Origin of the sequence: Nocardia sp. NPDC058519 (assembly GCF_042719755.1) — a bacterium.
Lineage (GTDB): Bacteria > Actinomycetota > Actinomycetes > Mycobacteriales > Mycobacteriaceae > Nocardia.
Map to the genome: position 1 here is coordinate 83,750 of NZ_JBHXNK010000026.1, position 26,544 is coordinate 110,293.

Below are 26,544 nucleotides of genomic sequence, written 5' to 3' on the forward strand. Positions count from 1 at the left end.
CCAGAGACTTTATCGGACATCCGTGCGCTTTATTCGCCCATTGTGTCGATTCGTGATGTGCCACCACACACTTACCATCGGCTGCGACCACATACTGCTCGCACCCACCCAACTCGCGTGAAGGACCACACCGTGCCCGTCGCCCCGGATCCGCACCCCGCCTTCGGTTCCTACGCAGTCCCGCATCGATTGGTAACCACAGAATGGCTGTCCGCAAACATCGGTGTGAGTGGTTTACGGATCATCGAGTCCAACGATGACATCCTGCTCTACGACATCGGCCATGTCCCGGGCGCGGTCAAAATCGATTGGCGCGGCGATCTGAGCGACCCGGTGACCCGCGATTATGTCGACGGCAAGCGTTTCACCGAACTGATGCGCGCCAAGGGTATCGGGCGCGACGACACCATCGTGATCTACGGCGATCGCGGCAATGCCCAGGCCGCGCACACCGCCTGGATCTTCTCGCTGTTCGGCCACGAGGACGTGCGCCTGCTCGACGGCGGCCGCGACGCCTGGATCTCCGAGGAGCGCGACACGACCTTCGACCAGCCCTACCCCGCTCCCAGCGACTATCCCGAGGTCGTGCGCGACGACTCGACCGCGCGCGCGTTCCGCGAGGAAGTGCTCGGCAGGCTCGGCAAGCCCCTGGTCGACGTGCGCTCGGCGCAGGAGTACTCGGGCGAGCTCGACGACGCGGCTGACACCTCGGCGTCTACCCGAGGGCCGGCGTGGTTACGCTCGGCGGCCTCCTCCGGCCTGCCGTCTTCGACGCTGCGCGGCGGACACGTGCCGACCGCGGTGAACATCCCGTGGACCGACGCCGCCACGATCGACGGCCGCTTCCGCTCGCGCGCCGACCTCGACGAGGTCTACGGCGCGCTGCCCGCCGACGACCTTGTCGTCTACAGCGGGGTGGGCGAGCGATCCAGCCACACCTGGTTCGTCCTGACCTTCCTGCTCGGCCGCAGGTCGGTGCGTAATTACGACGGATCGTGGATCGAATGGGGAAACTCGGTGCGGGTGCCGATCGCGACGGGCACCGAACCCGGTGTCGCGAATCAGATCATTTGAAACATGTTCACATCAGTACGCGCCGCGTAATGTGACCTGCGACCTACTCGGCAGTAGGGCTAGCCGAGTTCGAGCAGTGTTGGCACACTGCCTACACTCGCCCGAGACGAAAGTTGTCGATACCGGGTACGGGGCCTAACCGGCGAACCGTTCCCCGACGCGACCAAAGATTGCACACAGGAGGCTCAGTGCCCAGCCATGCCAGCGCACGGATCACAAAGGTACTCGTAGCTAACCGCGGCGAGATCGCGGTTCGCGTGATCCGGGCTGCCAAGGACGCGGGAATCACCAGCGTCGCGGTGTACGCCGAGCCCGATGCCGATGCTCCCTTCGTGAAACTCGCCGATGAGGCGTTCGCCCTCGGCGGTCAGACCTCTGCCGAGTCGTACCTCGTGTTCGACAAGATCCTCGACGCCGCGGCCAAGTCCGGCGCCGACGCGATCCACCCCGGTTACGGTTTCCTCTCCGAGAACGCCGACTTCGCCCAGGCCGTCATCGACGCCGGGCTGATCTGGATCGGCCCGTCGCCGCAGTCCATCCGCGACCTCGGTGACAAGGTCACCGCGCGCCACATCGCCGAGAAGGCGAAGGCGCCGATGGCCGCCGGTACCAAGGACCCGGTCAAGAACGCCGACGAGGTCGTCGCGTTCGCCAAGGAATTCGGCGTCCCGGTGGCCATCAAGGCCGCTTTCGGTGGCGGTGGCCGCGGCATGAAGGTCGCCCACACCATCGAGGAGATCCCCGAGCTGTTCGAGTCGGCGACCCGTGAGGCCATCGCCGCCTTCGGTCGCGGCGAGTGCTTCGTCGAGCAGTACCTCGACAAGGCCCGCCACGTCGAAGCCCAGGTCATCGCCGACCAGCACGGCAACGTGGTCGTCGCCGGTACCCGCGACTGCTCGCTGCAGCGCCGGTTCCAGAAGCTCGTCGAGGAGGCGCCCGCGCCGTTCCTGTCCGACAAGGTTCGCGCCGCCATCCACGAATCGAGCAAGCGCATCTGCCGCGAGGCGGGCTACTACGGCGCGGGCACTGTGGAGTTCCTGGTGCAGGGCGAGACCGTGTCGTTCCTCGAGGTGAACACCCGCCTGCAGGTGGAGCACCCGGTCACCGAGGAGACCGCGGGCATCGACCTGGTGCGCCAGCAGTTCGCGATCGCCAACGGCGACGAGCTGAGCATCAAGGAAGATCCCACTCCGCGTGGGCACTCGTTCGAGTTCCGGATCAACGGTGAGGACGCCGGTCGCGGCTTCCTGCCCGCTCCCGGCCCGGTCAACGTCTACCGCGAGCCCACGGGCCCCGGTGTGCGCGTCGACTCCGGTGTGGTCCAGGGCAGCGTCATCGGCGGTCAGTTCGACTCGATGCTGGCCAAGCTGATCGTCACCGGCGAGAACCGTGAGCAGGCGCTGCAGCGTGCCCGTCGCGCGCTCGCCGAGTTCGAGGTCGACGGCCTGGCGACGGTGATCCCGTTCCACCGCGCGGTCATCGAGGACCCGGCGTTCATCGGTGACGGCCAGACGTTCGACGTCTACACCAAGTGGATCGAAAACGAGTGGAAGAACACCGTCGAGCCGTACACGGCCGGTGGCGCGGCCGACGATGACGACGACGATCTGCCCCGGCAGAAGGTTGTCGTCGAGGTCGGTGGGCGTCGCGTCGAGGTGTCGCTGCCCGGTCAGTTCAGCCTCGGTGGCGGTGCGGCCGGTTCGGCCGCTAACGGTGTGGTTCGCAAGAAGCCGAAGGCGCGCAAGCGTGGTGGCGCCGGTGCCGGTGCCGCGTCGGGTGACGCGGTGACCGCGCCGATGCAGGGCACTGTCGTGAAGGTCGCGGTCGAAGAGGGCCAGACCGTCGAGGTCGGCGACCTGATCGTGGTGCTCGAGGCCATGAAGATGGAGAACCCGGTCAACGCGCACAAGGCCGGTGTCGTCACCGGGCTGGCCGTCGCGGCGGGTGCGGCGATCACCCAGGGCACCGTCCTGGCGGAGATCAAGTAGTAAAGAACTCGACGACGGGCGCTGGTCTTCGCGGACCGGCGCCCGTTGTCGTTCGCCGGGGTGAACGGCGGACGAAAATCACCTGTCTCCGCAGGATGGGTGTCCGTGTTCTGTCGTATCGTGGGTCGGGTGACCAGTACTGCGCACACCGATCTGGACCCGCTCTCGACGCCGGGTTCGGCAACGGTGACCGAGGTGATCCAGGGCAGGCGGGACGCCGGTCATCGCGCCGACGGTCATCGCCTCGCGCTGGTGATCGAGGGCGGTGGCAGCCGCGGTGTGTACTCCAGCGGCATGGTGCAGGCGCTCGAGGAACTGGGTCTGTCGAAGGTGTTCGACGCCGTCTACGGCACGTCGGCCGGGGCGATCAATGGCGCGTGGCTGCTGTGCGGGCGCGCGGCGACGGGGATGCGATCGTGGACCGATCCGGCCATCATGCGCCGCGTGGTCGATCCGGTGCGCATCTTCCGCGGTCGCCCGGTCTTCGATCTGCACTATCTCGTGCATCGCGTGTACGACGGCATCGAGCCGATGGACTTTCCGGCCATCCTGGCCAATCCGACCACCTTCCACCCGATCGCGACCGATATCCGCACCGGGCAGTCGGTGGATCTCGGGCCCTACATCACCGACAAACAGTCCCTCATGACGGCGCTGAGGGCCTCCGCGGGCCTACCGCTGCTGGCGGGACCGCCGGTTGCCCTCGCGGGCGGCAACTACTTCGACGGTGGGCTCACCGAAACCGTGCCGATCCGCACCGCCGTGGCCGCGGGCACCACCCACGCCTTGGTTCTGCGGACCCGCCGGACCGACGAACTGCGCCCGCCCGCTCCCCTGCTGCATCGGGTGGTCGGCGGCGGGTACATGCGTGCCATCGCGCCCGGCGCGTTCCGGGCGTGGAGTAAGCGGCCGGGACAGCAGGCGATGGAGGACAGCTACCTCGACGGCCTCGGCGAGCAGGTCCTCCAGGTTCACCCACCCGCCGGCTCCCCCGCCATCGACAGCGCGGCCCGCGACACCGACCTGCTCACCCGCGCCCTCGACATCGGCCGCACCGCCGTCCACTCACTTCTCGGCGGCGGCACCCTCCGCACGGCCTGAATCCGGCGAGCCCGTGATCGCCGGGGACCGTCGGCGACGGCCACGCCGGTCGGCACTAGGCTGCGGGCGTGGAACCGATCGAGATCAACGCAGGGTCCTGGTATCTGCGCGCCCTTCGCGCCGACGAGCGCATCGACGATCGACCCGCGCTGGCCGACGGCGGCATCACCGATCCCGGCTACGTGGCCACCCGGTCGGCACAGTGGGCCGATGAATCCCACTTCTCCTGGGCGGTCTGCGTTCCGACGACGGCCGAGCTGGTCGCCGAGATCGGCGTGACACCGGGCCCCGGCGACACCGCGACCGTCACGGGGTGGGCCCGCCCCGGCGAGGACGAGGCACTGGCCGCCGGCCTCGCCTCGGTCCACCGCTTCGTCGCGGGCGCACTCGGATTGACTGTTCCGCCTCCCCGCGACTCTTAGCCGGATCGAGGCGCGGGAGACTCAGCGACGCGGGCGGCGGTGAGGTGTCGGTCGGATCAGCCGGTGCCCGACGAGTTACCCATGTTCTCGCGTGAGCACCGCGTCGAGTGCGTCGACGGCCTGACTCAGCTCTGCCTCGGTGACCGTCAGCGGCGGGCGGAACCGGATGCCGCGCTCCCCTGTGCCGAGCAGCAGCACGTGCTCGCGTTCCCGCAGCTCTGTCACCACTCGATCGCGCAGCTCCGGGGTGGCCAGGCTGATCGCGCACATCAGCCCACGCCCACGCGCCTCGCCCGCCAGGTTCGGGTGGGCGGCGGCGAGCTTGCTGAGCCGGTCGAGCAGGAAAGCACCGAGCGGTCCCGCGCCCTCGATCAGCCGATCCCGTTCCAGCACTTCGAGAATGCGCCGGGTGCGGACCATGTCGGTGAGGTTGCCACCCCAGGTGGAATTGAGCCGGGAGCTCACCCGGAAGACATTGTCGACCACCTCGTCGACCCGTCCGCCTGCCATGATCCCGCAGACCTGGGTCTTCTTCCCGAAGGCCACCACATCTGGCCGCACGTCCAATTGCTGGAAGGCCCAGGTGGTTCCGGTCATGCCGACACCGGTCTGCACCTCGTCGAGGATGAACAGTGCGTCGTTGGCGTGGACCAACCGCTGCATGGCCGCGAGGAATTCCGGTCGCAGGTGGCGGTCACCGCCTTCGCCCTGGATCGGCTCGGCGATGAAGCAGGCGATGTCGTGCGGGTTGTCGGCGAAGGCCTGTTCGGCCTGGGCGATGGCCCGCGCCTCGAGGGCGGCGATGTCGGGCCCGGCGAAGGTGTGCGGTGTGTCGATTCGCGGCCAATCGAATTTCGGGAATCGCGCGGTCTTGATCGGGTCGGTATTGGTGAGCGACATCGTATAGCCGCTCCGGCCGTGGAAGGCGCCGGTGAGGTGCAGCACCTTGGTGCCGAGTTCCGTTGCGCGGCCGTGCAATTGGTTGTGCCTGCTCTTCCAGTCGAAAGCGACTTTCAGCGCGTTCTCCACCGCGAGCGCACCACCGTCGACGAAGAACAGATGCGGCAGGTGCGGATCGCCGAGAACGCGAGCGAAGGTTTCGACGAAGCGGGCCATCTCGACGGTGTAGATGTCGGAGTTGCTCGGCTTGTTCAGTGCGGCGGTGGTCAGTTCGGCGAGGAAGCTCTCGTCACCGGCCAGCGCGGGATGGTTCATCCCGAGCGCGTTGGAGGCGAAGAAGCCGAACATGTCGAGGTAGCTGGTGCCGTCGCGTTCATCGACAAGCGTGCGGCCGTGCGACTCGTGTAGGTCGAGCACAAGCTCGAAACCGTCCGCGAGGATGTGCGAGGACAGGATTTCGTGGACCCGGTCGGCGGGGATGACCGCCGCGCCAGGGCGCTCCAGTTCGATGGTCATGAAACCGACGATACGCAAATATTTACGGAAGTTCTACGGAATCACGAATCAAATTACGGAAGATCACTACCTGTCATAGAATGTCTGCAGGATGATCGTGCTGCGGGTGTGCACGTTGGCCGTGGCCCTGATCTCCTGCAGCAGATGTTCCAGATGCCGGGGCGAGGCCACCCGCACCAGCAGGACGTAGCTCTCCTCGCCCGCCACCGAGTGACAACCCTCGATGCCGGGGATGTGCTGCAACAGGGCGGGCGCGTCATCGGGCTGGGACGGATCGAGAGGAGTGATGGCGACGAACGCCGACAACAAGTGCCCGAGCGCTTCGGGGTCCACCTGCGCCGCGTACCCGCGGATCACCCCGCGCGCTTCGAGCCTGCGCACCCGCGATTGCACCGCGGAGACCGAAAGGCTGGCCTTCTCCGCAAGATTCGACAATGTGGCGCGACCGTCTGCCATCAGTTCTTTGATCAATAGTCGATCGATGTCATCGAGCTGGGGTCGAGCCGGTGTATCCGCCATCAGCGAAGGCTAACGCAGCGTGGGGCTCGCGCGGGGAAAACTTCTTTCCGTTCCCCACCGAATTCTCCCGAACTTTTCCGTGAGTCGTACCAAACAGCAGAAGGTGAGCAGAGTACCGATGACGCAGACCGTGAACTTCTCCGAGCAGCTCTCACTGCGAGCCAGGGCGCTCCTGCACGGCCTCGGCGCCACTGTGCCCGAACCCGGCCCGCTGCTCGCGCGCACGCCGATCTCCGGCGGCGTCCTGCTGCCACTGACCACCGACACTCCCGCCGACGTCGATGCCGCGATCGGCCGCGCCGCCACCGCGTTCCAGGCGTGGCGCACCGTCCCCGCACCCGTGCGAGCGGCGCTGGTGCGCAGGCTGTCCCAGTTGCTGGTGACCCATCAGGACGAGCTGGCCGAGCTGGTGACCCTGGAAGCGGGCAAGATCGGCCCCGAGGCGCTGGGCGAAGTGCAGGAGATGATCGACGTCTGCGAGTTCGCGATCGGGCTGTCGCGCCAGCTCTACGGCGCCACCATGCCTTCCGAGCGCCCCGGCCACCGGCTCATGGAGACGTGGCATCCGCTCGGTGTCGTCGGCGTGATCTCGGCGTTCAATTTCCCTGTCGCGGTGTGGGCTTGGAATACCGCGATCGCGCTGGTGTGCGGCGACACGGTGGTGTGGAAGCCGTCGGAGACCACGCCGTTGACGGCGTTGGCGTGTCACACGCTGCTGCGTCGTGCGGCGGTCGACGTGGGAGCGGATCCCGAAGTGCACCAACTGATTCAGGGTGATGCCGCCGTCGGCTCCGCCCTGGTCGACGATCACCGGGTCGCCCTGGTGAGCGCGACCGGTTCGGTGCGGATGGGCGCCGCCGTTGCCCCGCGGGTGGCCGGGCGGTTCGGGCGGTGCCTGCTCGAGCTGGGTGGCAACAATGCCGCGATCGTGGCGTCGAGCGCCGATCTGGAGCTGGCGGTGCGCGGCATCGTCTTCTCGGCGGCGGGGACCGCGGGGCAGCGGTGTACGAGTCTGCGGCGGCTGATCGTGCATCGTTCGATCGCCGACCAGCTGGTCGACCGGCTCGCCGCGGCGTACAGCCAACTGCCCGTTGGCAATCCGCTCGACGACGGGGTGCTGGTCGGTCCGCTGATCAACGAGCGCGCCTTCGCGGCGATGCAGCAAGCACTGGTCGGCGCGGTGGCCGAAGGTGGCGACATCATCTGTGGCGGTGAGCGAGTCGAGACGCTCGGACCCGACGCCTACTATGTACGGCCCGCCCTCGTCCGTATGCCCGCGCAGACCGAACTCGTGCGCGAGGAGACCTTCGCACCGATCCTGTACGTGCTGACCTACGACGAACTCGACGAGGCCATCGCACTGAACAATGGTGTGACACAAGGACTTTCCTCCTCGATCTTCACGCTCGACCAGCGCGAGGCCGAACAGTTCCTGGCGGGCTCCGACTGCGGCATCGCCAATGTCAATATCGGGACATCGGGTGCGGAGATCGGCGGGGCGTTCGGCGGGGAGAAGAACACCGGCGGCGGCCGGGAGTCGGGCTCGGACTCGTGGAAGGCCTACATGCGCCGGGCCACCAACACCGTCAACTACTCCACCGAACTCCCGCTCGCGCAGGGGATCCATTTCGGCTGATCAGCCATACGATTTCGCCTTCCGACCCACCCCGTGTAAAGTGGTATTTGCAACGCGGGATGGAGCAGCTCGGTAGCTCGCTGGGCTCATAACCCAGAGGTCGCAGGTTCAAATCCTGTTCCCGCTACTACGAAGAAGGCCCCGGAGTTTCGACTCCGGGGCCTTCTTTCGTTATCTCCGGGGCCTTCTTTCGTTATCCGTTGCCGAGCCGCAGGGTCCAGTTCCCCCGATAGTGCAGCCGGGTGACGCTCGCGGGCGGAATATCCATGCGCCAGAACGACTTCGCCGGTGCGTCGAGCACCACGAGCAGCGCCGCCCGCACCACCGCCGGATGCGTCACCGCTACGGTGTCGCGCCCCGACGACGCGATCTCGGCCAGCCAGAACCGCACCCGATCGACCAGATCGCTGACCGATTCCCCACCGTGCCCACGGAATTCGGGATCGGTGAGCCAGGCGAACAGCTGATCCTGAGCGATCTTGCCCATCTCACTGCCCCGCCACGACCCGGCATCGAGATCCCGTAATCGCACGTCCTGTTCGCCGACGAGGCCCAATTCCTCCGCCGTCTCGCGAGCCCGCCGCTCCGGTCCTGTCCGCACCAGCGCCGCATCGAGCGGCACACAGGCACGCACAGCGGCCCGCCCCGACTCGTCCAGGGGTTCATCGACAGGAAAACGCGCCTTACGTACCGCCTCGGTAAGGCCATGGCCGACAAGGTCGACTCTCAGCACCGTTTGCACGAGAGTCGAGGGTAGCGACGAGTGCGATCCACGCCACAACCCGGGCTTCGCGCCGCCCCGGTCATCAGCATGTTCACGCAGGTCGGGGTGCATGATGCCGGCGAAGTTGTCGGAGGGTCGGTGCACACTTGGTGCTATGGATCGGTTCTCCCCCGCAACGGCACAGTGGTTCGACGGCGCCTTCCCCGGTGCGACGTCGGCCCAGCTCGGCGCGTGGGACGCGATCGCCGCCGGGGACAACACGCTGGTGATCGCACCGACGGGGTCGGGTAAGACCTTGTCGTCTTTCCTGTGGGCTATCGACCAACTGGCTCACCGAGACCCACCCGAAGCGGGAGCACGCCGGGGCACGTCGGTGCTCTACGTGTCGCCGTTGAAGGCACTGGCGGTGGATGTGGAGCGCAATCTGCGAGCGCCGCTGGTCGGCGTGACGCAGACGGCGAAGCGGTTGGGCCTCGACCCGCCGGATATCTCGGTGGGTGTGCGCTCCGGTGACACTCCGCCCGCCCAGCGGCGGGCGATGTTGCGCACGCCGCCCGACATTCTCATCACCACTCCCGAGTCGCTCTTCTTGCTGCTGACCTCGGCTGCGCGCGAGACGCTTGCCCAGGTCAACACAGTGATCGTCGACGAAGTGCACGCCATCGCCGGGTCCAAGCGCGGTGCGCACCTGGCGCTGTCGCTGGCCCGGCTGGACCAGCTCACCGACAAGCCCGCGCAACGGATCGGGTTGTCGGCGACGGTGCGCCCGCCCGAAGAGGTCGGGCGGTTCCTGGTCGGGAACGCGCCGATCACCATCGTGCGGCCGCCCGCGCCGAAGACCTTCGACCTGTCGGTGCGGGTGCCGGTGGCCGATATGACCGATCCCGGGGGCGACTCCGATCAGCCGGGGTCCATCTGGCCGCATGTCGACGAGGCCATCGTCGATCTCGTGCTCGAGCATCGGTCCTCGATCGTGTTCGCCAACTCGCGGCGGCTCTCCGAGCGGCTGACAGCGCGACTCAACGAGACCTACTCCGCCCGCCTCGGCGAGCCGGTGGAGACCGAGCACAAGCCACCCGCCCAGCTCGGACCGTCCACCGAGGTGATCCACGGGGCCGACCATCTGCTGGCGCGCGCGCATCACGGGTCGGTCAGCAAGGAACAGCGCGCCATCATCGAGGACGATCTCAAGACCGGCCGCCTGCGCTGCGTGGTGGCCACCAGCAGTCTCGAACTCGGCATCGATATGGGCGCGGTGGACCTGGTGGTGCAGGTGGAGGCGCCGCCGTCGGTGGCCAGTGGCTTGCAGCGAGTCGGCCGCGCCGGGCACCAGGTCGGTGAGATCTCGCGGGGCGTGCTGTTTCCCAAGCACCGCACCGACGTGATCCACTGCACCGTCGCCGCCCAGCGCATGCTCGCGGGTGAGATCGAGCAGCTCCAGATCCCCGCGCACCCGCTCGACATCCTCGCCCAGCAGACGGTGGCGGCCTGCGCGCTCGAACCGATCGACGTCGACGTTTGGTTCGATATCGTCCGCTCCACCGGCAGCTATGCCAACCTGCCCCGCTCGGCCTACGAATCGGTGCTCGACCTGCTGGCCGGGCGCTATCCGTCCGACGAGTTCGCCGAACTGCGCCCGCGCGTGGTGTGGGACCGCGATGCGGGCACCATCACCGGCCGTCCCGGCGCGCAACGGCTGGCGGTGACCTCCGGCGGCGCGATTCCCGACCGTGGAATGTTCGCGGTGTTCATGGTGGGTGAGAAAGCTTCTCGGGTCGGTGAACTCGATGAGGAGATGGTCTACGAATCACGCGTGGGTGATGTGTTCGCGCTCGGTGCGACCAGCTGGCGGATCGAGGAGATCACCTTCGATCGGGTGTTGGTCTCGCCTGCGTTCGGGCTGCCGGGCAGGTTGCCGTTCTGGCATGGCGACGGGTTGGGCCGCCCGGCCGAATTGGGCGCCGCGCTGGGCGAATTCGTTCGGACGGCGGGGAAGGTGCCGGCCGATGAGCTGACGCGGATCGTCGCGGACATGGGTCTGCGCGACGAGCCCTCGTCTGCCGCGCGGAGTAAGCCCGCGGAGCGGCTCGAGCATCTGGTGCGCACCGCTGGGCTCGACCAGAACGCGACAGCGAATCTGGTGAGTCTGCTCGAGGAACAACGCAGTGCGACAGGTCAATTGCCGACCGACCGCACGCTGGTAGTCGAACGTTTCCGCGATGAGCTCGGTGATTGGCGTCTGGTCCTGCACTCGCCCTATGGCACCCCGGTCCACGCCCCGTGGGCGCTGGCGGTGGGCGCGCGCCTCCAAGAACAGTTCGGCATCGACGCCGCCCCGACCGCCTCCGACGACGGCATCGTGGTGCGCCTGCCCGACACCACCGATCAGCCGCCCGGCGCCGAACTGTTCGCCTTCGAGCCCGACGAGATCGACGACATCGTCACCGAACAGGTCGGCGGCTCCGCCCTTTTCGCGTCCCGCTTCCGCGAATGCGCCGCCAGGGCACTCCTGCTGCCGCGCCGTGATCCCGGCAAGCGCGCACCGCTGTGGCAGCAGCGGCAGCGCTCGGCCCAATTGCTGGACGTGGCACGCAAATTCCCGCAATTCCCGATCCTGCTGGAAACCGTTCGCGAATGCTTGCGCGACGTATACGACCTGCCCGCCCTGCGCGACCTGCTCACCAAGGTCGCGCGCCGCGAGATCCGCCTGATCGAAGTCGAAACCGCGAGCCCGTCGCCGTTCGCGGGTGCCCTGCTGTTCTCCTACATCGGCCAATTCCTCTACGACGGCGACAGCCCACTGGCCGAACGCCGGGCCGCCGCACTGGCCCTCGACTCCAGCCTGCTCGCCGAACTCCTCGGCCGCGTCGAACTCCGCGAACTCCTCGACCCCGCCGTCATCGCTCTGACCGAACAAGAACTCCAACGCCTCACCCCCGAACGTCTAGCCCGCGACGCCGAAGGCCTGGCCGACCTCCTACGCCTGCTCGGTCCACTCACGCCCGCCGAAGCCGCGGCCCGCTGCGTCCCCCGCCCCGGCACCCCATCCGCCGCTCGCCACGACGAGGCGATGGAAAGTCGAGCACCGGACGAATTTCGCACACACGAGCGAGGCTCGAAGTCCGGCGAACTCGCCCCAAGACCCGGCGCAGGAGCCGTCGGAGCCGGGCCGGCTGGTTTCCCCCGGGATGACGCCGCACCCCCCGACAGCATTGCCTTGCACCCAGACAACGGAACCCGCTCGGACGACGGTCCTTCGGAAGGCGGAGCACAGGCCGATCGTGGCAGCCACGACCTGCTCATCGACTCCGATGCACCGGCTTGGTTCGCGGAACTGCGGGATTCGCGGCGGGCGCTGGAGGTTTCGTTCGCGGGACGTACCTGGTGGGTGGCGGTGGAGGACGCCGCTCGTCTGCGCGACGCGCTCGGGGTTCCGCTGCCGATCGGCGTGCCCGCCGCGTTCATCGAACCGGTGCCCGATCCGCTCGGCGACCTCGTCGGGCGCTATGCCCGCACCCACGCGCCGTTCACCACCGCGGCGGTCGCCGACCGCTTCGGTTTGGGGACCGCGGTCGCCGCGACATCGCTGCATCGTTTGCTCGCCGAAAAGCGCGTCGTCGAGGGCGAATTCACTCCCGGTACGGCTGGCGGCGAGTGGTGCGATGCCCAGGTTCTGCGTCGATTGCGCCGCCGTTCGCTCGCTGCCGCCCGGCACGAGGTCGAGCCGGTCTCCACCGCGGCCTTCGCACGCTTCCTGCCCGCCTGGCAACACGTCGGTTCCGGCGAGCTGCGCGGCGTCGACGGGGTCGCCACGGTGGTGGAACAGCTTGCGGGTGTGCCGATTCCGGCCTCGGCATGGGAGTCGCTGATCCTGCCGACGCGAGTCCGCGACTACTCCCCCGCCATGCTGGACGAGCTGATGGCGACCGGCGAGGTGGTGTGGTCGGGTCACGGCGCCATCACCGCCCGCGACGGCTGGATCGCCCTGCACCTGGCCGATCAGGCACCGTTCACCCTGCCCCCAGCCGACGAGATCGACCCCACCGACATCCAGCTCGGGCTACTGGCCGCTCTCGGCGCGAACCTGGAGCCATGGCCCCCACCCGGCACCATGCGAACCGACCCGCATCCTCCAGTCGCCTCGGAGTCACCCCGCACCCGCCCGAAGGCTGCTCGCAGAAGCACGTCCGCCGATAAGATCGTCGACCTCGACGCCGCCGAGCGCGCGCAGCCAACCCGCGGCAATGGTCAACGGCATGGTCCAGAACATGATGTGCCCGCCGATTCCGGTGGCACCGCACGATTGCCACTCACATTGACCGGCGGCGGCGCCTATTTCTTCCGCCAGCTCTCCGATACCGCGGGTCTGCTCGACGACAAGGCCGCCGGTGACGCACTGTGGCAGCTGGTCTGGGCTGGATACGTCTCCGGTGACACCTTCGCCCCGGTGCGCGCCCTGCTGTCCGGCACCGCCCGCGCCACCACCGCGCACCGCGCCCCGCGCCGCGCTCCACGCGGCCGCGCGTACCTGCCACGACCGTCGATGCCGACCCGATCCGGCCCGCCGATGCTGGCCGGCCGCTGGTCGATCCTGCCCGAACGCGTGCGGGACAACACCGTTCGCGCCCACGCCACCGCCGATCAGCTCGTCGAACGCTACGGCGTGCTGACTCGCGGCTCGGTGCAGAACGAAGGGATATCCGGCGGTTTCCAGCTGATGTACCGGGTGCTCACCGAGTTCGAGGATCGCGGCCGATGCAGGCGCGGCTATTTCGTCGACACGCTCGGCGGCGCCCAGTTCTCCACCACCGACACCGTCGATCGCCTTCGTTCGTTCGACACCGACCGTGACAACACCAGAGCAGGCATCGCGCTCGCCCTCGCGGCGTGCGACCCCGCCAACCCCTACGGCGCCGCCCTGCCGTGGCCGAAGGGTGACGCCGAAGGCGGTCATCGACCGGGCCGCAAGGCGGGTGCCGTGGTAGTTCTGGTCGGTGGCGAACTGGTGCTCTACTCGGAGCGCGGCGGCAAGACGCTGCTCAGCTTCACCGAGGACATCGGCCTGCGCCGTGCGGCAGCCATGGCGCTGGCGGGGCTGGTGCGCGACCGCAGGGTCGACAGCTTGGTGATCGACAAGATCAATGGGGAAACCGTGCACGGCAACCTTTTCGTCGAAGTCCTGATCGAAGCCGGTTTCTCGATGACCCCGAGCGGTCTGCGGCTGCGCAGGCAGGTGTAGCCGCATGCCCGAGGGCGACACCGTCTTCCGCACCGCGCAGCGCCTACGCGCGGCCCTGGCCGGTAAGACCTTGACCCGCAGCGACTTCCGGGTCCCCCGGTACGCCACGGTGGATCTGGTCGGCGATCTCGTGGAAGAGGTCGCCAGCTACGGCAAGCACCTGTTCATCCGCACCGACCGCTGGAGCATCCACACCCACCTGAAGATGGAGGGCGAGTGGCGGGTGTTCCATTGCGGCCAGCGCTGGACCAAACCCCGGGTCACCGCCCGACTCGTCCTCGGCAACGACGAGGTCGAGGCCGTCGGATTCTCGCTCGGCAAGGTTCAGGTCCTGCCACGCGCCGACGAACACACCGTCATAGACCACCTCGGCCCCGACCTGCTCGGCCCGAATTGGGACCCGGCCGAGGCCCTGCGCAGGCTCACCGAATACCCACGCCGCGCCATCGGTCTCGCCCTGCTCGACCAGCGCAATCTGGCAGGCATCGGCAATATCTACCGCAGCGAGATCTGCTTCCTCCGCCGAGTCCACCCCACCACCCCCGTCGGCGAGATTCCCGATCTCCCCGCGCTCGTCGACGAAGCCCACCGCGTCCTCGGCAAGGCCGCGCACCAGCCGCCATGGCGCCCCATGGTCTACAGCCGAACCCGGCGCCCCTGCCCCCGCTGCGGCACCGCCATCGCCTCCCAACTCCTCGGCGAGGACGACCCCGCCGACCGCATCACCCAGCGCGAACGCGGTATCTACTTCTGTCCTCGCTGTCAGCCACTTCCCTGAAAACACCTCGCCGCGCATCACCGTGTCCGATACGATCCCGGGATTGTTTTCATTGCTAATAGCCAGGGCATCTCCCCAGTTAGAGAGCAGGTTTCGTGATGGCATGTCGGATCAGTGAGCTCGTGCTCGGTTGCCGCGACCCCGAGGCACTTGCCCAATTCTGGTGTGAGGTCCTGGACTTCGTCGTCCTCGATCGCGAGGACGACGGCACCGTGGAGATCGGCCCGCGTGAGGGGTTCGGCGGTCCGCAGGCGACGATCATCCTCAGCAGCAGGGAAGAACCCGAGCACGGGAAATCCCGGCTGCACCTCGACGTCAACCCCACCGACCGTGATCAGGACGCCGAGCTCGAACGCCTGCTGAAGCTCGGTGCGCGCCCGGCCGATATCGGCCAGACGGGCCAGGAATCGTGGCATGTCCTGTCCGACCCGGAAGGCAATGAGTTCTGCCTGCTCAGGGCCCGCATCGACCCGGTCTGAGAATCAGCGGTCCTGCGGCACCGGCTCCAGCAGTTGCGGGCGCGGCTCGGGAGCGGCGGCCCGCAGTGCGTCGGCCGACTTGTCGTCGGGTTGGGTCTGCGATTCGATCTCGGCCCGCACCCGCGCCTGGTACGTGGACACCTCGCGGTCGATATCGTCTGCGTCCCAACCGAGTACGGGTGCGATGAGGTGGGCGACCTGCTCGGCACTGTTCGCGCCGCGATCGGAGTATTCGATCGAGATGCGGGTGCGGCGGGCCAGGATATCGTCGAGGTGCAGCGCGCCCTCGGCGGCGGCCGCGTAGACCGCTTCGACCTGCAGGTAGGCCGGGGCGTCGGTAATCGGTTGCAGCAGTTCGGGTTTGCCCGCGGCCATGGCGAGCACCTCGTCTACGAGGGAGCCGTAGCGGTCGAGCAGGTGCGTCATCCGGTACGGGTGGATGCCGTAGTGTTCGGCGAGCTGCACGGTCTGGTTGACCAGCGCGAAGTAGCCGTCGGCACCGAGCAGCGCGACCTTCTCGGTGATCGAGGGCGAGACGCGTGCCGGAATGTCTTGTGCTGCTTCATCCATCGCGTCGGCCGCCATCACCCGATAGGTGGTGTACTTGCCGCCCGCGATGCTCACCAGACCGGGCGCGACGCGTGCCACGGCGTGTTCGCGCGAGAGCTTGGACGTCTCGTCGTTCTCCCCCGCCAGCAGCGGGCGCAGGCCCGCGTAGACCCCGTCGATGTCGGCGTGGGTGAGCGGTGTGACCAGCACCTCGTTGACCCGGTCGAGCAGGTAGTCGATATCGGCCTTGGTCGCCGCGGGGTGGGCGAGGTCGAGGTTCCAGTCGGTGTCGGTGGTGCCGACGATCCAGTGCGCGCCCCACGGGATGACGAACAGCACCGAGCTGGTGGTGCGCAGGATGATCGCGGCGTCGCTGACGATGCGGTCGCGCGGCACCACGATGTGCACGCCCTTGGACGCGCGCACATGGAATCGGCCGCGCTGTCGCGACAGACCCTGCACCTCATCGGTCCACACGCCCGTCGCGTTGATCACCACATTCGCGCGCGCCTCGCCGGTGCGCCCGTCCTCGGTGTCACGCAGCTTCACCCCGACGACCCGGTCGGCCTCACGCAGAAACCCGACGACCTGCGTGGAGGTGCGGATAACCGCGCCGTAGTGGGCGGCGGTGCGGGCCACCGTCATGGTGTGGCGGGCGTCGTCGACGACGGTGTCGTAGTAGGTGACGCCGCCGATCATCGAATCGCGGCGCAGGCCGGGTGCCAGACGCAGCGCGCCGTGACGGGTCAGATGGTGCTGTCCCGGAACGGATTTCGCGCCGCCCATGGTGTCGTACAGGGTCAGGCCCGCGGCTACGTACGGCCGCTCCCACACGCGATGCGTCAGCGGGTAGAGGAACCGCAGCGGCTTCACCAGGTGCGGTGCCAGCGTCGACAGTGCCAGCTCACGTTCCTTCAGAGCTTCCCTGACCAGGCCGAATTCCAGCTGTTCGAGATAGCGCAGGCCACCGTGGAACATCTTCGACGAGCGGCTCGACGTGCCAGACGCGAGATCGCGAGCCTCGACCAGCGCGACCGACAGCCCGCGTGTCGCAGCATCCAGCGCGATACCCGCACCGACAACGCCGCCGCCGACAACCAGGACGTCGAACTGATCCTTGCCCAGACGCTCCCAGGCGGTCCGCCGATGTTCGGGCCCCAGATCGCCGGGCCCGAGCCGGTCCCGCTTCCCGCCCGCGACCAACTCACCCGGGTGCAGGAACTCCGGTGTCTGCGACATGCTCGACTCCTCGCCGCCGACCGATTCCGGCCGGTCCCAGCCGACAGTGGGGCCGGCGCCGCGTTCGGCGGCGCCGCTGCGTACAGGCTAAACGTAGCGCCCGCGCGGCGCTCGGGACGTGCGCGGCGGGGCGCGGGTCCGAAATTCGTCGCCGACGACAAAGCGTGCGGCCCCGGGCTCCGCTTTCGGTAACCTGCATCAATGCGTCGCTATGTGGCTGCCATCGATCAGGGCACGACTTCGAGTCGGTGCATCATCTTCGATCGGCAGGGCCGGATCGTCGGGACCGCCCAGCAGGAGCATCGGCAGATCTTTCCGAAGCCCGGCTGGGTGGAGCACGATCCGGCGGAGGTGTGGCGCAATACCGAGTCGGTACTCGGTGCGGCGCTGGGCAACAGCCGGTGCTCGGCCGGGGATCTAGCCGCCGTCGGGATCACCAATCAGCGCGAGACCACCGTGGTGTGGGATCGGGCGACCGGCGAGCCCGTGTACAACGCGATCGTTTGGCAGGACACGCGCACCGATCAGCTGTGTACCGAACTCGCCGGTGATCAAGGGCCGCAACGCTATGCGGACCGCACCGGGCTGCCGCTGTCGACCTATTTCGCCGGTCCGAAACTGCGCTGGATCCTCGACAATGTCGACGGCGTCAGGGAACGCGCCGAAGCAGGCGACCTGTGTTTCGGCACCATGGACAGCTGGGTGCTGTGGAAGCTGACCGGTGCACACCTCACCGACGTCACCAACGCCTCACGCACCATGCTCATGGATCTCCGCACCCTGCAATGGGATTCACAGATCTGTGCCGATTTCGACATCCCGATGTCGTTGCTGCCGCAGATCCGCAGCTCGTCGGAGGTCTACGCCGATATCACCTCCGGTCCTTTCGAAGGCATCCCGGTCGCGGGGATCCTCGGCGACCAGCAGGCTGCCACATTCGGCCAAGCGTGCCTGAGCCCCGGCGAGGCCAAGAACACCTATGGCACCGGCAATTTCATGCTCCTCAACACCGGCACCACCCCGGTGTTCAGCAAGCACGGCCTACTCACCACCGCCTGCTACCAACTCGGCGACGCACCCGCCGTCTACGCCCTCGAAGGCTCGATCGCCGTCACCGGCTCCCTCGTCCAGTGGCTGCGCGACAACCTCGGCATCATCTCCTCCGCCGAGGAAGTGGAACCACTGGCCCTCAGCGTCGAAGACAACGGCGGCGCCCACTTCGTCCCCGCGTTCTCCGGCCTGTTCGCCCCCCGCTGGCGCCCTGATGCCCGCGGCGTCATCGCCGGACTCACCCGCTTCGTCACCAAGGCCCACTTGGCAAGAGCCGCACTGGAATCCACCGCCTTCCAAACTCGCGAGGTGGTAGACGCCATGCGCGCCGACGCGGCCGCCCAACACCTGGACCTCGAACTCACCACCCTCAAAGTCGACGGCGGCATGACCGGCAACAACCTCCTCATGCAATTCCAGGCCGACATCCTCGACGTCCCCGTCGTCCGCCCGGTAGTCCGCGAAACCACCGCCCTCGGCGCCGCCTACGCCGCCGGTCTGGCAGTCGGCTTCTGGTCCGGCCTCGACGACCTACGAGCCAACTGGTCCGCCGACCGAACCTGGACCCCCTCGATGCCCGAAGAGGAACGCACCCAGCGCTACGCGGACTGGAACAAGGCCGTCGAACGCACCTACAACTGGGTGTGAACCGACCGCGCAAGCTGCCTCGGCAACAGCGCTCGAGGAAACGCTGCTCGAAGCGGCCGCCCAGGCGTTCTCCCGCGCGGATCTGCGTCGGAGCCGACCGCTATGACGAGCGAACCGCGACGAAGGTCCTTCCCGCTCAGCTCGTAGCCTGTGCGGCCTTCGACAGGCGGTCGACCGCTTCGGTCAGGGTGGCTTCGTCGGAGGTGGTGAAGCAGAGGCGGAGGGTGTTGGGGGTGGTGTTGGTGATGGCGAAGGCGGCGCCTGGGACGTAGGCGACGCCGGATTCCAGGGCGGTGGGGAGGAGGGTGGAGGTGTTGGTGTTGTCGGTGAATTCGGCCCAGATGAACATGCCGCCGGTGGGGTCTGTGCAGCGGATGCGGTCGCCGAAGGTGGTGCGGACGGCGGAGACCAGGGCGCGGGCTCTGGTGCCGTAGGTGGTGCGGATCGAATTGATGTGGGTGGCTAGCCAATTGGTGTCGGTGAGCAGGTCGGTGGTGATCTGCTGGGTCAGGGCCGATCCGCAGAGGTCGGCGCCTTGTTTGAGGAGTTCCACTGCGCGGCAGACTCTTTCGGGGGCGATCATCCAGCCGACACGGAGGGAGGGGGACAGGATTTTGGAGACGCTGGAGAGGCGGATCACCTGGGCGGAGTGCGTGGCCACGGGCGCGGGGGCGGGGTTGTCGAACCAGAGTTCGCCGTAGGGGTCGTCTTCGATGATCCAGAAGCCGTGGGCCTCAGCCAGTTTCGCGAGGCGTTGGCGGCGTTCGGGGGTGAGGGTGACGCCGCCGGGGTTGTGGAAGGTGGAGACGGTGTGGACGACGGCGGGGCGTTCACCTGCCGCGAGGAGGTCTTCGAGGATGTCGAGGCGCATGCCATCGCTGTCGAGCGGGACGGCGACGATTCGGGCGCCCGCGGCTCGGAAGACCTGCAGCGCACCGACATACGCGGGGTCTTCCACGATCACGAGGGCACCGGGATCGAGGAGGACCTCGGCCAGGAGCGAGAGCGCCTGCTGCGAGCCGTGGGTGATGAAGACTTCGGCGACGGGCACCGTGCGGCCGATCTTGGCGGATTCTCGGGCGGCGATCACCTCACGCAGGGCAGGCCAACCGGACGACTCGGTGTACTGCAGCACGGCGGGGTCGCGCAGGGCGTTCTCGGCGGCGAGTGCGATCTGTTCGCGCGGCATCAGGGCGGCGTCGGGGAGGCCGCCCGCGAGGCTGATGATGTCGTCGCGGGCAGTGAGTTTGAGCAGATCCCTGATCGCCGAGCTCTGCAGGCCGGCGAGCTTGCCCGCCAATGCTGGAATGGTCAGCGACATGGGAACCTCCGGGGACGCCAAGAGAAGCAATCATCCTACGATTGCATATCGTCCGCCAGAATGTGAAATTGTCGTCTCATGCAGTGAGACTCTACCGAGCGGTGATGGACTTGACCTGCCACTTTCCGTCGGTGTTGGTGGTGATGATTTCCTGCTTGTAGACCACCGCCGAGCCATCGGGGTGCATTTCGCGCAGTTCCACGTCGTAGCGGCCCACGGCGGTCTCGCGCATCTTCACACAGTGGGTGGTACCGGCGGGAATCTGCCCGTCGATCGCCTGCTGGATCGTCTCGGCGGGCGAGATGTTCTCGGCGTCGGGCGCCACGAATTCGCGCACCTTCGCCCCGGACCGGTCGGTGTAGAAGGCGTACTGGAAGCCGAGGATCGCCCTGGCGCCGGTGGTGGTGTCGCCCGGTCCGTTGCCGACGGTGACGGATTGTTCTGCGACAGACTGGCATTCGGTAGCGGAGGCAACCGAGGGAACCGGCGCGGCCGTGACACCGGGATCGGCACCGCCGCCGCGCTTGACCAGCCCGATCGTCAGGACAAGGGCCACCACGAGCAGGACAGCCGCGGCCACACCGCCGATGATCCAGCGCAGGCGCTTGTTATCGGGTTCCCGCTCCACCGGCGCCGGGGTGGTCGGCATCTTCGGCGCGAGACGGCGCGCGATCGGATCGTCGGCCCACGACAGGCCGGGTTCGGACGGCGGCTTCGGGATCGCGCCGTCATCGTCCGGGTTGTCCCACCACGCTTTGTCGCCCGCGGGCCTCGGCTTGTCGGGGACCAGCGGGGTGCGGCTGCCCTCGGGCGGGCGCACCTGCTCCGGGGGCCCGGCATCGCGCGAGGGTGCCTGCGGCGCAGGATCTTTGGGGCCGGGGCGACCACGCCGGATCACCTCGGTGAGCTCACGACCGGAAGTCACCGGCACGGAATCACCGAAGACCGAGCCGCCGAAGACAGAACCCTCACCGCGCGGCTGCTCGCCACCGAAACGCACCGTCGGGTCGGCAGTTGGCGGACCGCCCGGAGTGGGACCACCGAACGGTGCGGCTTCCCGCGACCCGGGACCGGCGGGCGCATCCCCACCGGTAGTGGGACCACCGAACGGCGCGTTGCGCGGAGGCGTCGCCAATGCGTCACCGAAAACAGAGGTCGGCGCGGAACGGCGACCATCAGGTAGACGAGGGGGCGCTTGACCGGCGGGCGGTCCCGGCGGCACCGAGCCGGCAAACGGGGCACCGGGCGGCGGAGCGACAGGCGGCTGACCCGCGACAGGGCCACCGAACGGACCCGGCGCGGGTGCACCGGCGGGCGGACCGAACGGGCCGGGCGCAGGCGCACCGGCGGGCGGACCGGCCGGTCGCCAACCCCGCTCCGGAACCCCGGACGGCGCGGGCGGCGGCGCGGCGGGAACAGGCCCACCGAAACCGGCGTCGTCGACCGGCGGCCCGAAATCGCTTACGGGAGGACCGAATTCCGCAGCAGGTCGTTGATCGCCGCGTTCGTTGTCGTCGCCCTCGGTGCCCAAGTCAATCCTTTCCCCAGGACACACGTGTGGGGCGGTCGAAGTCGACCGCCCCACACGACGTACTGCGTGTCAGTACTGGATCGAGCCACCCCACTGGGTGTTCACACCCGCGACGTTCAACGTCTGGAGCAGCTCGCCCGGCACGGGCAGTGTAGCCTTCGCGGCCGCATCGAGCGCGGCGGTGCCGCCCGGCTGCGCCTTGATCCAGTTCTCCACCGCGGCCTTGGCCAGGTTGGCCTGCGTGGTGTCGAGCACGGTCACCGTGGTGTTGTCACTGCGGCCGTCGCCACCGTTGAAGGTGGTGACCTTGACCGAGTTCGCGCCGATGTACTCGACCGACACACCGGCGTCACCGAAACCGCCACCCGGCGCCCGGTAGCCGACAGTGCCGACGTAGCCCGAGGCGTTGTTGTAGTGGTGGGTGTTGGCCAGGATGCCTGCACCGTCGATGGTGACGCCGAGTTCCTGGCGCGGGCCTTCCATCTCGACGACGGGCGCGGCGGGCGCGTTGGCCAGGCGCGGTGCCTGCCAGGCCGGTTCCTTCGGCTCCTGGATGAGGGTGTCCGGAGACTCGACCTCGGCCTGGGTGCCGGTCCCGTTGCCCTGACCGGACGGCACGCTGGGCTGCGTCTGCTGCTGCCCAGGCGTGGCGCCCGGCTGGCTCGGCGTGGTGCCCGGCTGACCCGGCGTGGCGCCCGGCTGGCTCGGCGTGGTGCCCGTCTCGGGCTTGGCGGTGCCCGGCTGATCGGGCGTCGCGCCTGCGCGCTCCGGCTGGACCGCGGGCTGCGCCTGTCCCGGTACCGGCAGCGGCGCGGTACGTGGCTTGGTGACACCGGGCTGGCTCGGCGTCGGCTTGGCGGGGACGGCCTGTTCCGGCTGACCCGGCGCGGGGCTGGTGACGCCCGGCTGGGCCGGCGTCGGCTTGGTCTCGCCCGGCTTGGCGCTCTCCGGGGTCTCCGGAGCTTCTACTTCGCCCGAAGGCTGGCCCGGCTGCGCAGGAGCCGGAGTCGCGGGTGTGGTCGGCTGGTCACTGGGGACCGCGCCTGCCGGTGCCGCGAGAAGGGTTGCCACGGCTGCCGCGGCAGCCAGAGGCAACGACGTGCTTGCCATCGCTCGCTGCGCCCGACTCGGCTTACGATGCTTCACTTTTCGTAATCCCTTTCCCGGAGGGAATCCCCCACTGCTCCACCACGCGATCAACATCTGATCACGCCTCGGCGGTGAGTCAACCACATGAGCGCGGGACAGGCAACGCAGCACCAGGTTTCGAGTTCACCCGGCGCCGCCTGCGCAAACACCTGGTGTGCGGGTTGCCGGGAAGCGACGAGCAGCGTTGGCGAACAACACAATTCGAAACCCGAAACCTCTTGTGATTCGTTTCACATTCTGGCGATACGGTCTCAGTCGAGGTCGTCGTGGCGCATCAGCAAACGTCCGGCTTCGGTGAGCGAACCGGTGAGCGAGGGGTACACCGAGAACGTCTGGGCCAGGTCGGTGACGGTCAGATTGTTCTGCACCGCCAGCGCGATCGGCAGGATCAGCTCCGAGGCGATCGGCGCGACCACCACACCACCGATCACCACACCGGTCGCCGGGCGGCAGAAGATCTTGACGAAGCCGCGCCGCAGCCCCGACATCTTCGCGCGCGGATTGGTGTTGAGCGGCAGCATCACTGTCCGCGCCGGGACCTCGCCGTTGTCGATGGCGGTCTGACTGACACCGACGGTCGCGATCTCCGGACGGGTGAACACCGCCGAGGCCACCGTCTTCAGCCTGATCGGGCTCACACCCTCGCCGAGCGCGTGGTACATCGCGATCCGCCCCTGCATGGCGGCCACCGAGGCCAGCGGCAGCAGACCCGTGCAGTCGCCCGCGGCGTAGATGCCGGGCACCGACGTACGCGAAACCCGGTCGACGCGAAGGTATCCGCCGCGATCGAGTTCGATACCGACCCGGTCGAGGCCAAGGTTCTGGGTGTTCGGGGTGGAGCCGACGGTCATCAGCGCGTGCGAGCCGGTGACGGTGCGGCCGTCGGACAGCTTCACCACGATGCCGTCGGCGGTGCGCTCCACGGCATCGGCACGGGCGTGCTTGACCAGCTCGACGCCGCGTTCGGCCAGGGCTTCCTCGAGCACGAGGGCGGCGTCGGCGTCCTCGCCGGGCAGCACGCGATCACGGCTGGACACGAGCTTCACCCGCACACCCATCTCGGTGTACGCGGACACGAATTCGGCGCCGGTGACACCGGATCCGACGACGACCAGCGTCTCCGGCAGCTCCGGCAGGTCGTAGAGCTGGCGCCAGTTCAGGATCCGCTCACCGTCGGGCTCGGCGCCGGGGAGCACCCGCGGGCTCGCGCCGGTCGCGATCAACACGACCTCGGCCTCGAACTCCTCGGTGCTGCCGTCGGTCAGCGTCGCGCGCACGCGATGCGCCAAACCCGGTGCTGGCCCGACCAATTCGCCGTAGCCCGGAAGTAGTTGCACGCCCGCGGCCTGCAACTTGGTGCGGATATCGGAAGACTGCGCCAGCGCGAGCGCCTTCACGCGAGCGTTCACCTCGGGCAGATGCACCTTGGCCTGGTCGGCGTCGAGGGTGATGCCGAGATCGCGCGCGCGGCGCAGATCGGTGCGCAGGCCGGTCGAGGCGATGAACGTTTTCGACGGCACGCAATCCCACAGCACACAGGCGCCACCGATGCCGTCGGCGTCGATCAGGGTCACCGTGGCCCCGTGCTGGGCGGCTACCAGTGCCGCCTCGTATCCGGCCGGTCCACCGCCGATGATCGCAATCCGTGCCACCAGTCACGCTCCTTGTGCTCGCCTGATCGGACCTGGCCCCTTGTGAGGGCTCGCCCGTTGCTGTCGAGGCCATCATTTCAGGTGCGATGTGACACGGCCGGGTCGGATCGGTGAACAACGGTGCGCGTGTTGTGTGCCACGTTCTGTGCCATCGGCAAGTGTGACCGTCAGCCGATCTGGGTGGGAGACAGGAATTCCGCCATGGTTATTGGCTACAGTTTGATGGTGCCGATCTATGCCGCCTACGGGTCCAACATGGACTCGACGCAGATGCTGGAACGCTGCCCGCATTCGCCCATGTCCGGGACCGGGTGGCTGGAGGGTTGGCGCCTGACCTTCGCCGGTGACGACATCGGCTGGGAAGGGCCGTTGGCCACCGTCGTCGAGGATCCCGGCCAGCGGGTATTCGTCGTGCTCTACGACGTCTCCCCCGAGGACGAGGACAGCCTCGACCGCTGGGAGGGCTCCGACTTCGGGATCCACAAGAAGATCCGAATCCGGGTCACCGGCACCCAGGGCGAGTCCCGCCTGGCGTGGCTCTATGTCCTCGACGCCTACGAAGGCGGCCTCCCCTCGGCCCGCTACATCGGCGTCATCGCCGACGCGGCCGAAAAAGCAGGCGCACCAGAGGACTACGTCCACGCCCTCCGCACCCGCAACAGCAAAAACGTCGGCCCAGGGGCTTAGCAGCACAGAAGAACATGGGTAACTCACCGGGTACGAGCTGACCCCGCCACCGCACGACCGCCGGCCGCCGACGAAAAGTCAGCGGCTGGCGAGTCCTGCCAAAATGCGCGGAGTGGCGGTCAAGCCTGGAGGATGAGATTCGTCAGGGTTCGTACTCCGACGGCCAGTGCGCGTTCGTCGATGTCGAATGTCGGCTGGTGCAGGTCCAACTGCTCGCCGACGCCGGACCAGACTCCCAACCTGGCCATGGCGCCTGGCGCCTCTTCCAGGTACCAGGAGAAGTCCTCGCCGCCGCCGGACTGTGGGGTATCGGCGAGGGCGTCCTCACCCATTGCCAGCACCGCGTCCTCGAACATCAGCGCCGAGGTCGGATCGTTGACCACCGGTGGGACGCCGCGCTTGTAGTTGAGCTGGTAGCGCACGCCGGTGGGCGCGAGCAAGCCGTCGACGATCTCGCGGACCAGCGGTTCCAGCAGCAGCCAGGTGGCGTGATCGCCGGTGCGGACCGTGCCGGTGAGCATGCCCGTCTGCGGGATCGCATTGGGTGCCTTGCCCGCACTCACCGCGCCCCAGACCATGACGGTGCTGGTGCGCGGGTCAACGCGGCGACTCAGCAGGCCGGGCAAGCCCGTGATGACAGTTCCGATCGCGTAGACCAAGTCGCTGGTCAGATGCGGCCGCGAGGTGTGCCCACCGGGCGAGTCGAGCACCAGCTCGACGGTGTCGGCCGCCGAGGTGATGGCACCGGTCCGCACGCCGACCTTGCCGACCTCCAGACGCGGATCGCAATGCAGCGCGAAGATCCGGTCCACCCCGGCCATCCCGCCCGTCGCGACCACGTCGATCGCACCGCCCGGCATCACTTCCTCGGCAGGCTGGAATATCAGCCGTACCCCCACCGGCAGCCTGTCCTCGACCTCGGCGAGCGCGAGACCGGCACCGAGCAGCACGGTGGTGTGCGCGTCGTGCCCGCAGGCATGCGACACACCGGGCACGGTCGAGGCGAAGGTCAGGCCGGTGAATTCCTGCATCGGCAGCGCGTCCATATCGGCGCGCAAGGCGATGCGCGGACGATCGGTGGGGCCGAAATCGCAGATCAAGCCGGTGCCACCCGGCAGCACTTCCCAGCTCAGCCCGGCCTTGGTGAGCCAGCCCGACACGAATTCGGTGGTGGCGAACTCGGCACGGGACAACTCGGGGTTGGCGTGGATGTGTCTGCGCCATTGCACCAGGTCACCCGCGTGCTCGGCCAGCCATGCGTCGACGATCTCGGTTTCCGACATCAGAGTTGGTTCGGTGTCCGGCGTGGTCGGACACGCTGCGTTCTCGCGCGCCATCGAGT

The 26,544-nt window shown here is 68.1% G+C and carries 19 protein-coding genes and 1 tRNA gene; 11 read left to right on the forward strand and 9 right to left on the reverse strand.

What is annotated here, in order from left to right; genetic code table 11:
- The first annotated feature begins 132 nt into the window (after positions 1 to 132).
- From ACFWPK_RS25760 to ACFWPK_RS25775, 4 genes are all read left to right on the forward strand, one after another.
- Positions 133 to 1,074, forward strand: a complete 942-nt coding sequence (locus ACFWPK_RS25760) for a sulfurtransferase (protein ID WP_378919962.1) — start codon at positions 133 to 135, stop codon at positions 1,072 to 1,074.
- Between the two features lie 188 nt (positions 1,075 to 1,262).
- Complete coding sequence (locus tag ACFWPK_RS25765) at positions 1,263 to 3,062, forward strand: acetyl/propionyl/methylcrotonyl-CoA carboxylase subunit alpha (RefSeq protein WP_378919906.1); 1,800 nt, start codon at positions 1,263 to 1,265, stop codon at positions 3,060 to 3,062.
- A 129-nt stretch (positions 3,063 to 3,191) separates the two neighbouring features.
- Positions 3,192 to 4,163: a patatin family protein gene (locus ACFWPK_RS25770; protein WP_378919908.1), complete on the forward strand. Its 972-nt coding sequence runs from the start codon at positions 3,192 to 3,194 to the stop codon at positions 4,161 to 4,163.
- A gap of 68 nt (positions 4,164 to 4,231) precedes the next feature.
- Positions 4,232 to 4,585: a hypothetical protein gene (locus tag ACFWPK_RS25775; protein WP_378919910.1), complete on the forward strand. Its 354-nt coding sequence runs from the start codon at positions 4,232 to 4,234 to the stop codon at positions 4,583 to 4,585.
- 75 nt (positions 4,586 to 4,660) lie between these two features.
- Here ACFWPK_RS25775 and lat read toward each other — a convergent pair whose 3' ends face one another.
- Both lat and ACFWPK_RS25785 read right to left on the reverse strand, forming a co-directional pair.
- Positions 4,661 to 6,001 (reverse strand): L-lysine 6-transaminase, encoded by a 1,341-nt coding sequence (gene lat / locus ACFWPK_RS25780; RefSeq protein WP_378919912.1) that lies wholly within the window; start codon positions 5,999 to 6,001, stop codon positions 4,661 to 4,663.
- Positions 6,002 to 6,067: 66 nt separating this feature from the next.
- Complete coding sequence (locus ACFWPK_RS25785; protein ID WP_056818059.1) at positions 6,068 to 6,520, reverse strand: Lrp/AsnC family transcriptional regulator; 453 nt, start codon at positions 6,518 to 6,520, stop codon at positions 6,068 to 6,070.
- Positions 6,521 to 6,638: 118 nt separating this feature from the next.
- On the opposite strand from ACFWPK_RS25785, the gene ACFWPK_RS25790 reads away from it, so the two are divergent.
- Together ACFWPK_RS25790 and ACFWPK_RS25795 are read left to right on the forward strand one after the other, a co-directional pair.
- Positions 6,639 to 8,156: an aldehyde dehydrogenase family protein gene (locus ACFWPK_RS25790; protein WP_378919914.1), complete on the forward strand. Its 1,518-nt coding sequence runs from the start codon at positions 6,639 to 6,641 to the stop codon at positions 8,154 to 8,156.
- A 53-nt stretch (positions 8,157 to 8,209) separates the two neighbouring features.
- Positions 8,210 to 8,283 (forward strand) — tRNA-Met (locus ACFWPK_RS25795).
- A 66-nt stretch (positions 8,284 to 8,349) separates the two neighbouring features.
- Here ACFWPK_RS25795 and ACFWPK_RS25800 read toward each other — a convergent pair.
- A complete protein-coding gene (locus ACFWPK_RS25800; RefSeq protein WP_378919916.1) occupies positions 8,350 to 8,898 on the reverse strand; it encodes a histidine phosphatase family protein in 549 nt (182 codons plus the stop codon).
- Positions 8,899 to 9,034: 136 nt separating this feature from the next.
- Here ACFWPK_RS25800 and ACFWPK_RS25805 point away from each other — a divergent pair, with 136 nt between their 5' ends.
- The 3 genes from ACFWPK_RS25805 (at position 9,035) to ACFWPK_RS25815 (ending at position 15,376) form a co-directional block, all read left to right on the forward strand.
- Positions 9,035 to 14,119 carry a DEAD/DEAH box helicase gene (locus ACFWPK_RS25805; RefSeq protein WP_378919918.1) on the forward strand — a complete coding sequence of 1,695 codons (5,085 nt, stop codon included), beginning with the start codon at positions 9,035 to 9,037 and terminating at the stop codon, positions 14,117 to 14,119.
- Between the two features lie 4 nt (positions 14,120 to 14,123).
- Positions 14,124 to 14,897: an Fpg/Nei family DNA glycosylase gene (locus ACFWPK_RS25810; RefSeq protein ID WP_378919920.1), complete on the forward strand. Its 774-nt coding sequence runs from the start codon at positions 14,124 to 14,126 to the stop codon at positions 14,895 to 14,897.
- 98 nt (positions 14,898 to 14,995) lie between these two features.
- Entirely contained in the window at positions 14,996 to 15,376 is a 381-nt protein-coding gene (locus ACFWPK_RS25815; protein ID WP_378919922.1) for a VOC family protein, read from the forward strand.
- Positions 15,377 to 15,379: 3 nt separating this feature from the next.
- Here the strand turns inward: ACFWPK_RS25815 and glpD are convergent, their stop codons facing one another.
- Positions 15,380 to 17,164: a glycerol-3-phosphate dehydrogenase gene (gene glpD, locus ACFWPK_RS25820; protein ID WP_378919924.1), complete on the reverse strand. Its 1,785-nt coding sequence runs from the start codon at positions 17,162 to 17,164 to the stop codon at positions 15,380 to 15,382.
- A gap of 201 nt (positions 17,165 to 17,365) precedes the next feature.
- Between glpD and glpK the strand changes: the two genes are divergently transcribed.
- A complete protein-coding gene (glpK, locus tag ACFWPK_RS25825) occupies positions 17,366 to 18,862 on the forward strand; it encodes a glycerol kinase GlpK (RefSeq protein WP_378919926.1) in 1,497 nt (498 codons plus the stop codon).
- Between the two features lie 136 nt (positions 18,863 to 18,998).
- Here glpK and ACFWPK_RS25830 read toward each other — a convergent pair whose 3' ends face one another.
- The 4 genes from ACFWPK_RS25830 to ACFWPK_RS25845 form a co-directional block, all read right to left on the reverse strand.
- Positions 18,999 to 20,183: a PLP-dependent aminotransferase family protein gene (locus ACFWPK_RS25830; RefSeq protein WP_378919928.1), complete on the reverse strand. Its 1,185-nt coding sequence runs from the start codon at positions 20,181 to 20,183 to the stop codon at positions 18,999 to 19,001.
- Between the two features lie 91 nt (positions 20,184 to 20,274).
- Positions 20,275 to 21,714, reverse strand: coding sequence for a hypothetical protein (locus ACFWPK_RS25835; protein ID WP_378919929.1), 1,440 nt, complete (start codon positions 21,712 to 21,714; stop codon positions 20,275 to 20,277).
- A 69-nt stretch (positions 21,715 to 21,783) separates the two neighbouring features.
- Entirely contained in the window at positions 21,784 to 22,824 is a 1,041-nt protein-coding gene (locus tag ACFWPK_RS25840; protein ID WP_378919931.1) for a hypothetical protein, read from the reverse strand.
- A gap of 290 nt (positions 22,825 to 23,114) precedes the next feature.
- Positions 23,115 to 24,515: an NAD(P)H-quinone dehydrogenase gene (locus tag ACFWPK_RS25845; protein WP_378919933.1), complete on the reverse strand. Its 1,401-nt coding sequence runs from the start codon at positions 24,513 to 24,515 to the stop codon at positions 23,115 to 23,117.
- A gap of 225 nt (positions 24,516 to 24,740) precedes the next feature.
- Between ACFWPK_RS25845 and ACFWPK_RS25850 the strand changes: the two genes are divergently transcribed.
- Entirely contained in the window at positions 24,741 to 25,202 is a 462-nt protein-coding gene (locus tag ACFWPK_RS25850) for a gamma-glutamylcyclotransferase (protein ID WP_378919964.1), read from the forward strand.
- 119 nt (positions 25,203 to 25,321) lie between these two features.
- Here the strand turns inward: ACFWPK_RS25850 and ACFWPK_RS25855 are convergent, their stop codons facing one another.
- Complete coding sequence (locus ACFWPK_RS25855) at positions 25,322 to 26,485, reverse strand: M20 family metallopeptidase (RefSeq protein WP_378919966.1); 1,164 nt, start codon at positions 26,483 to 26,485, stop codon at positions 25,322 to 25,324.
- Between the last annotated feature and the right edge of the window lie 59 nt (positions 26,486 to 26,544).

What these genes read in the sequence shown, in the direction of transcription:
- lat (WP_378919912.1), bottom strand. Translation starts at nt 6,001, where the DNA reads ATGACCATCGAACTGGAGCGCCCTGGCGCGGCGGTCATCCCCGCCGAC.
- ACFWPK_RS25785 (WP_056818059.1), bottom strand. Translation starts at nt 6,520, where the DNA reads ATGGCGGATACACCGGCTCGACCCCAGCTCGATGACATCGATCGACTA.
- ACFWPK_RS25790 (WP_378919914.1), top strand. Translation starts at nt 6,639, where the DNA reads ATGACGCAGACCGTGAACTTCTCCGAGCAGCTCTCACTGCGAGCCAGG.
- ACFWPK_RS25805 (WP_378919918.1), top strand. Translation starts at nt 9,035, where the DNA reads ATGGATCGGTTCTCCCCCGCAACGGCACAGTGGTTCGACGGCGCCTTC.
- ACFWPK_RS25810 (WP_378919920.1), top strand. Translation starts at nt 14,124, where the DNA reads ATGCCCGAGGGCGACACCGTCTTCCGCACCGCGCAGCGCCTACGCGCG.
- ACFWPK_RS25815 (WP_378919922.1), top strand. Translation starts at nt 14,996, where the DNA reads ATGGCATGTCGGATCAGTGAGCTCGTGCTCGGTTGCCGCGACCCCGAG.
- glpD (WP_378919924.1), bottom strand. Translation starts at nt 17,164, where the DNA reads ATGTCGCAGACACCGGAGTTCCTGCACCCGGGTGAGTTGGTCGCGGGC.
- glpK (WP_378919926.1), top strand. Translation starts at nt 17,366, where the DNA reads ATGCGTCGCTATGTGGCTGCCATCGATCAGGGCACGACTTCGAGTCGG.
- ACFWPK_RS25830 (WP_378919928.1), bottom strand. Translation starts at nt 20,183, where the DNA reads ATGTCGCTGACCATTCCAGCATTGGCGGGCAAGCTCGCCGGCCTGCAG.
- ACFWPK_RS25840 (WP_378919931.1), bottom strand. Translation starts at nt 22,824, where the DNA reads ATGGCAAGCACGTCGTTGCCTCTGGCTGCCGCGGCAGCCGTGGCAACC.
- ACFWPK_RS25855 (WP_378919966.1), bottom strand. Translation starts at nt 26,485, where the DNA reads ATGTCGGAAACCGAGATCGTCGACGCATGGCTGGCCGAGCACGCGGGT.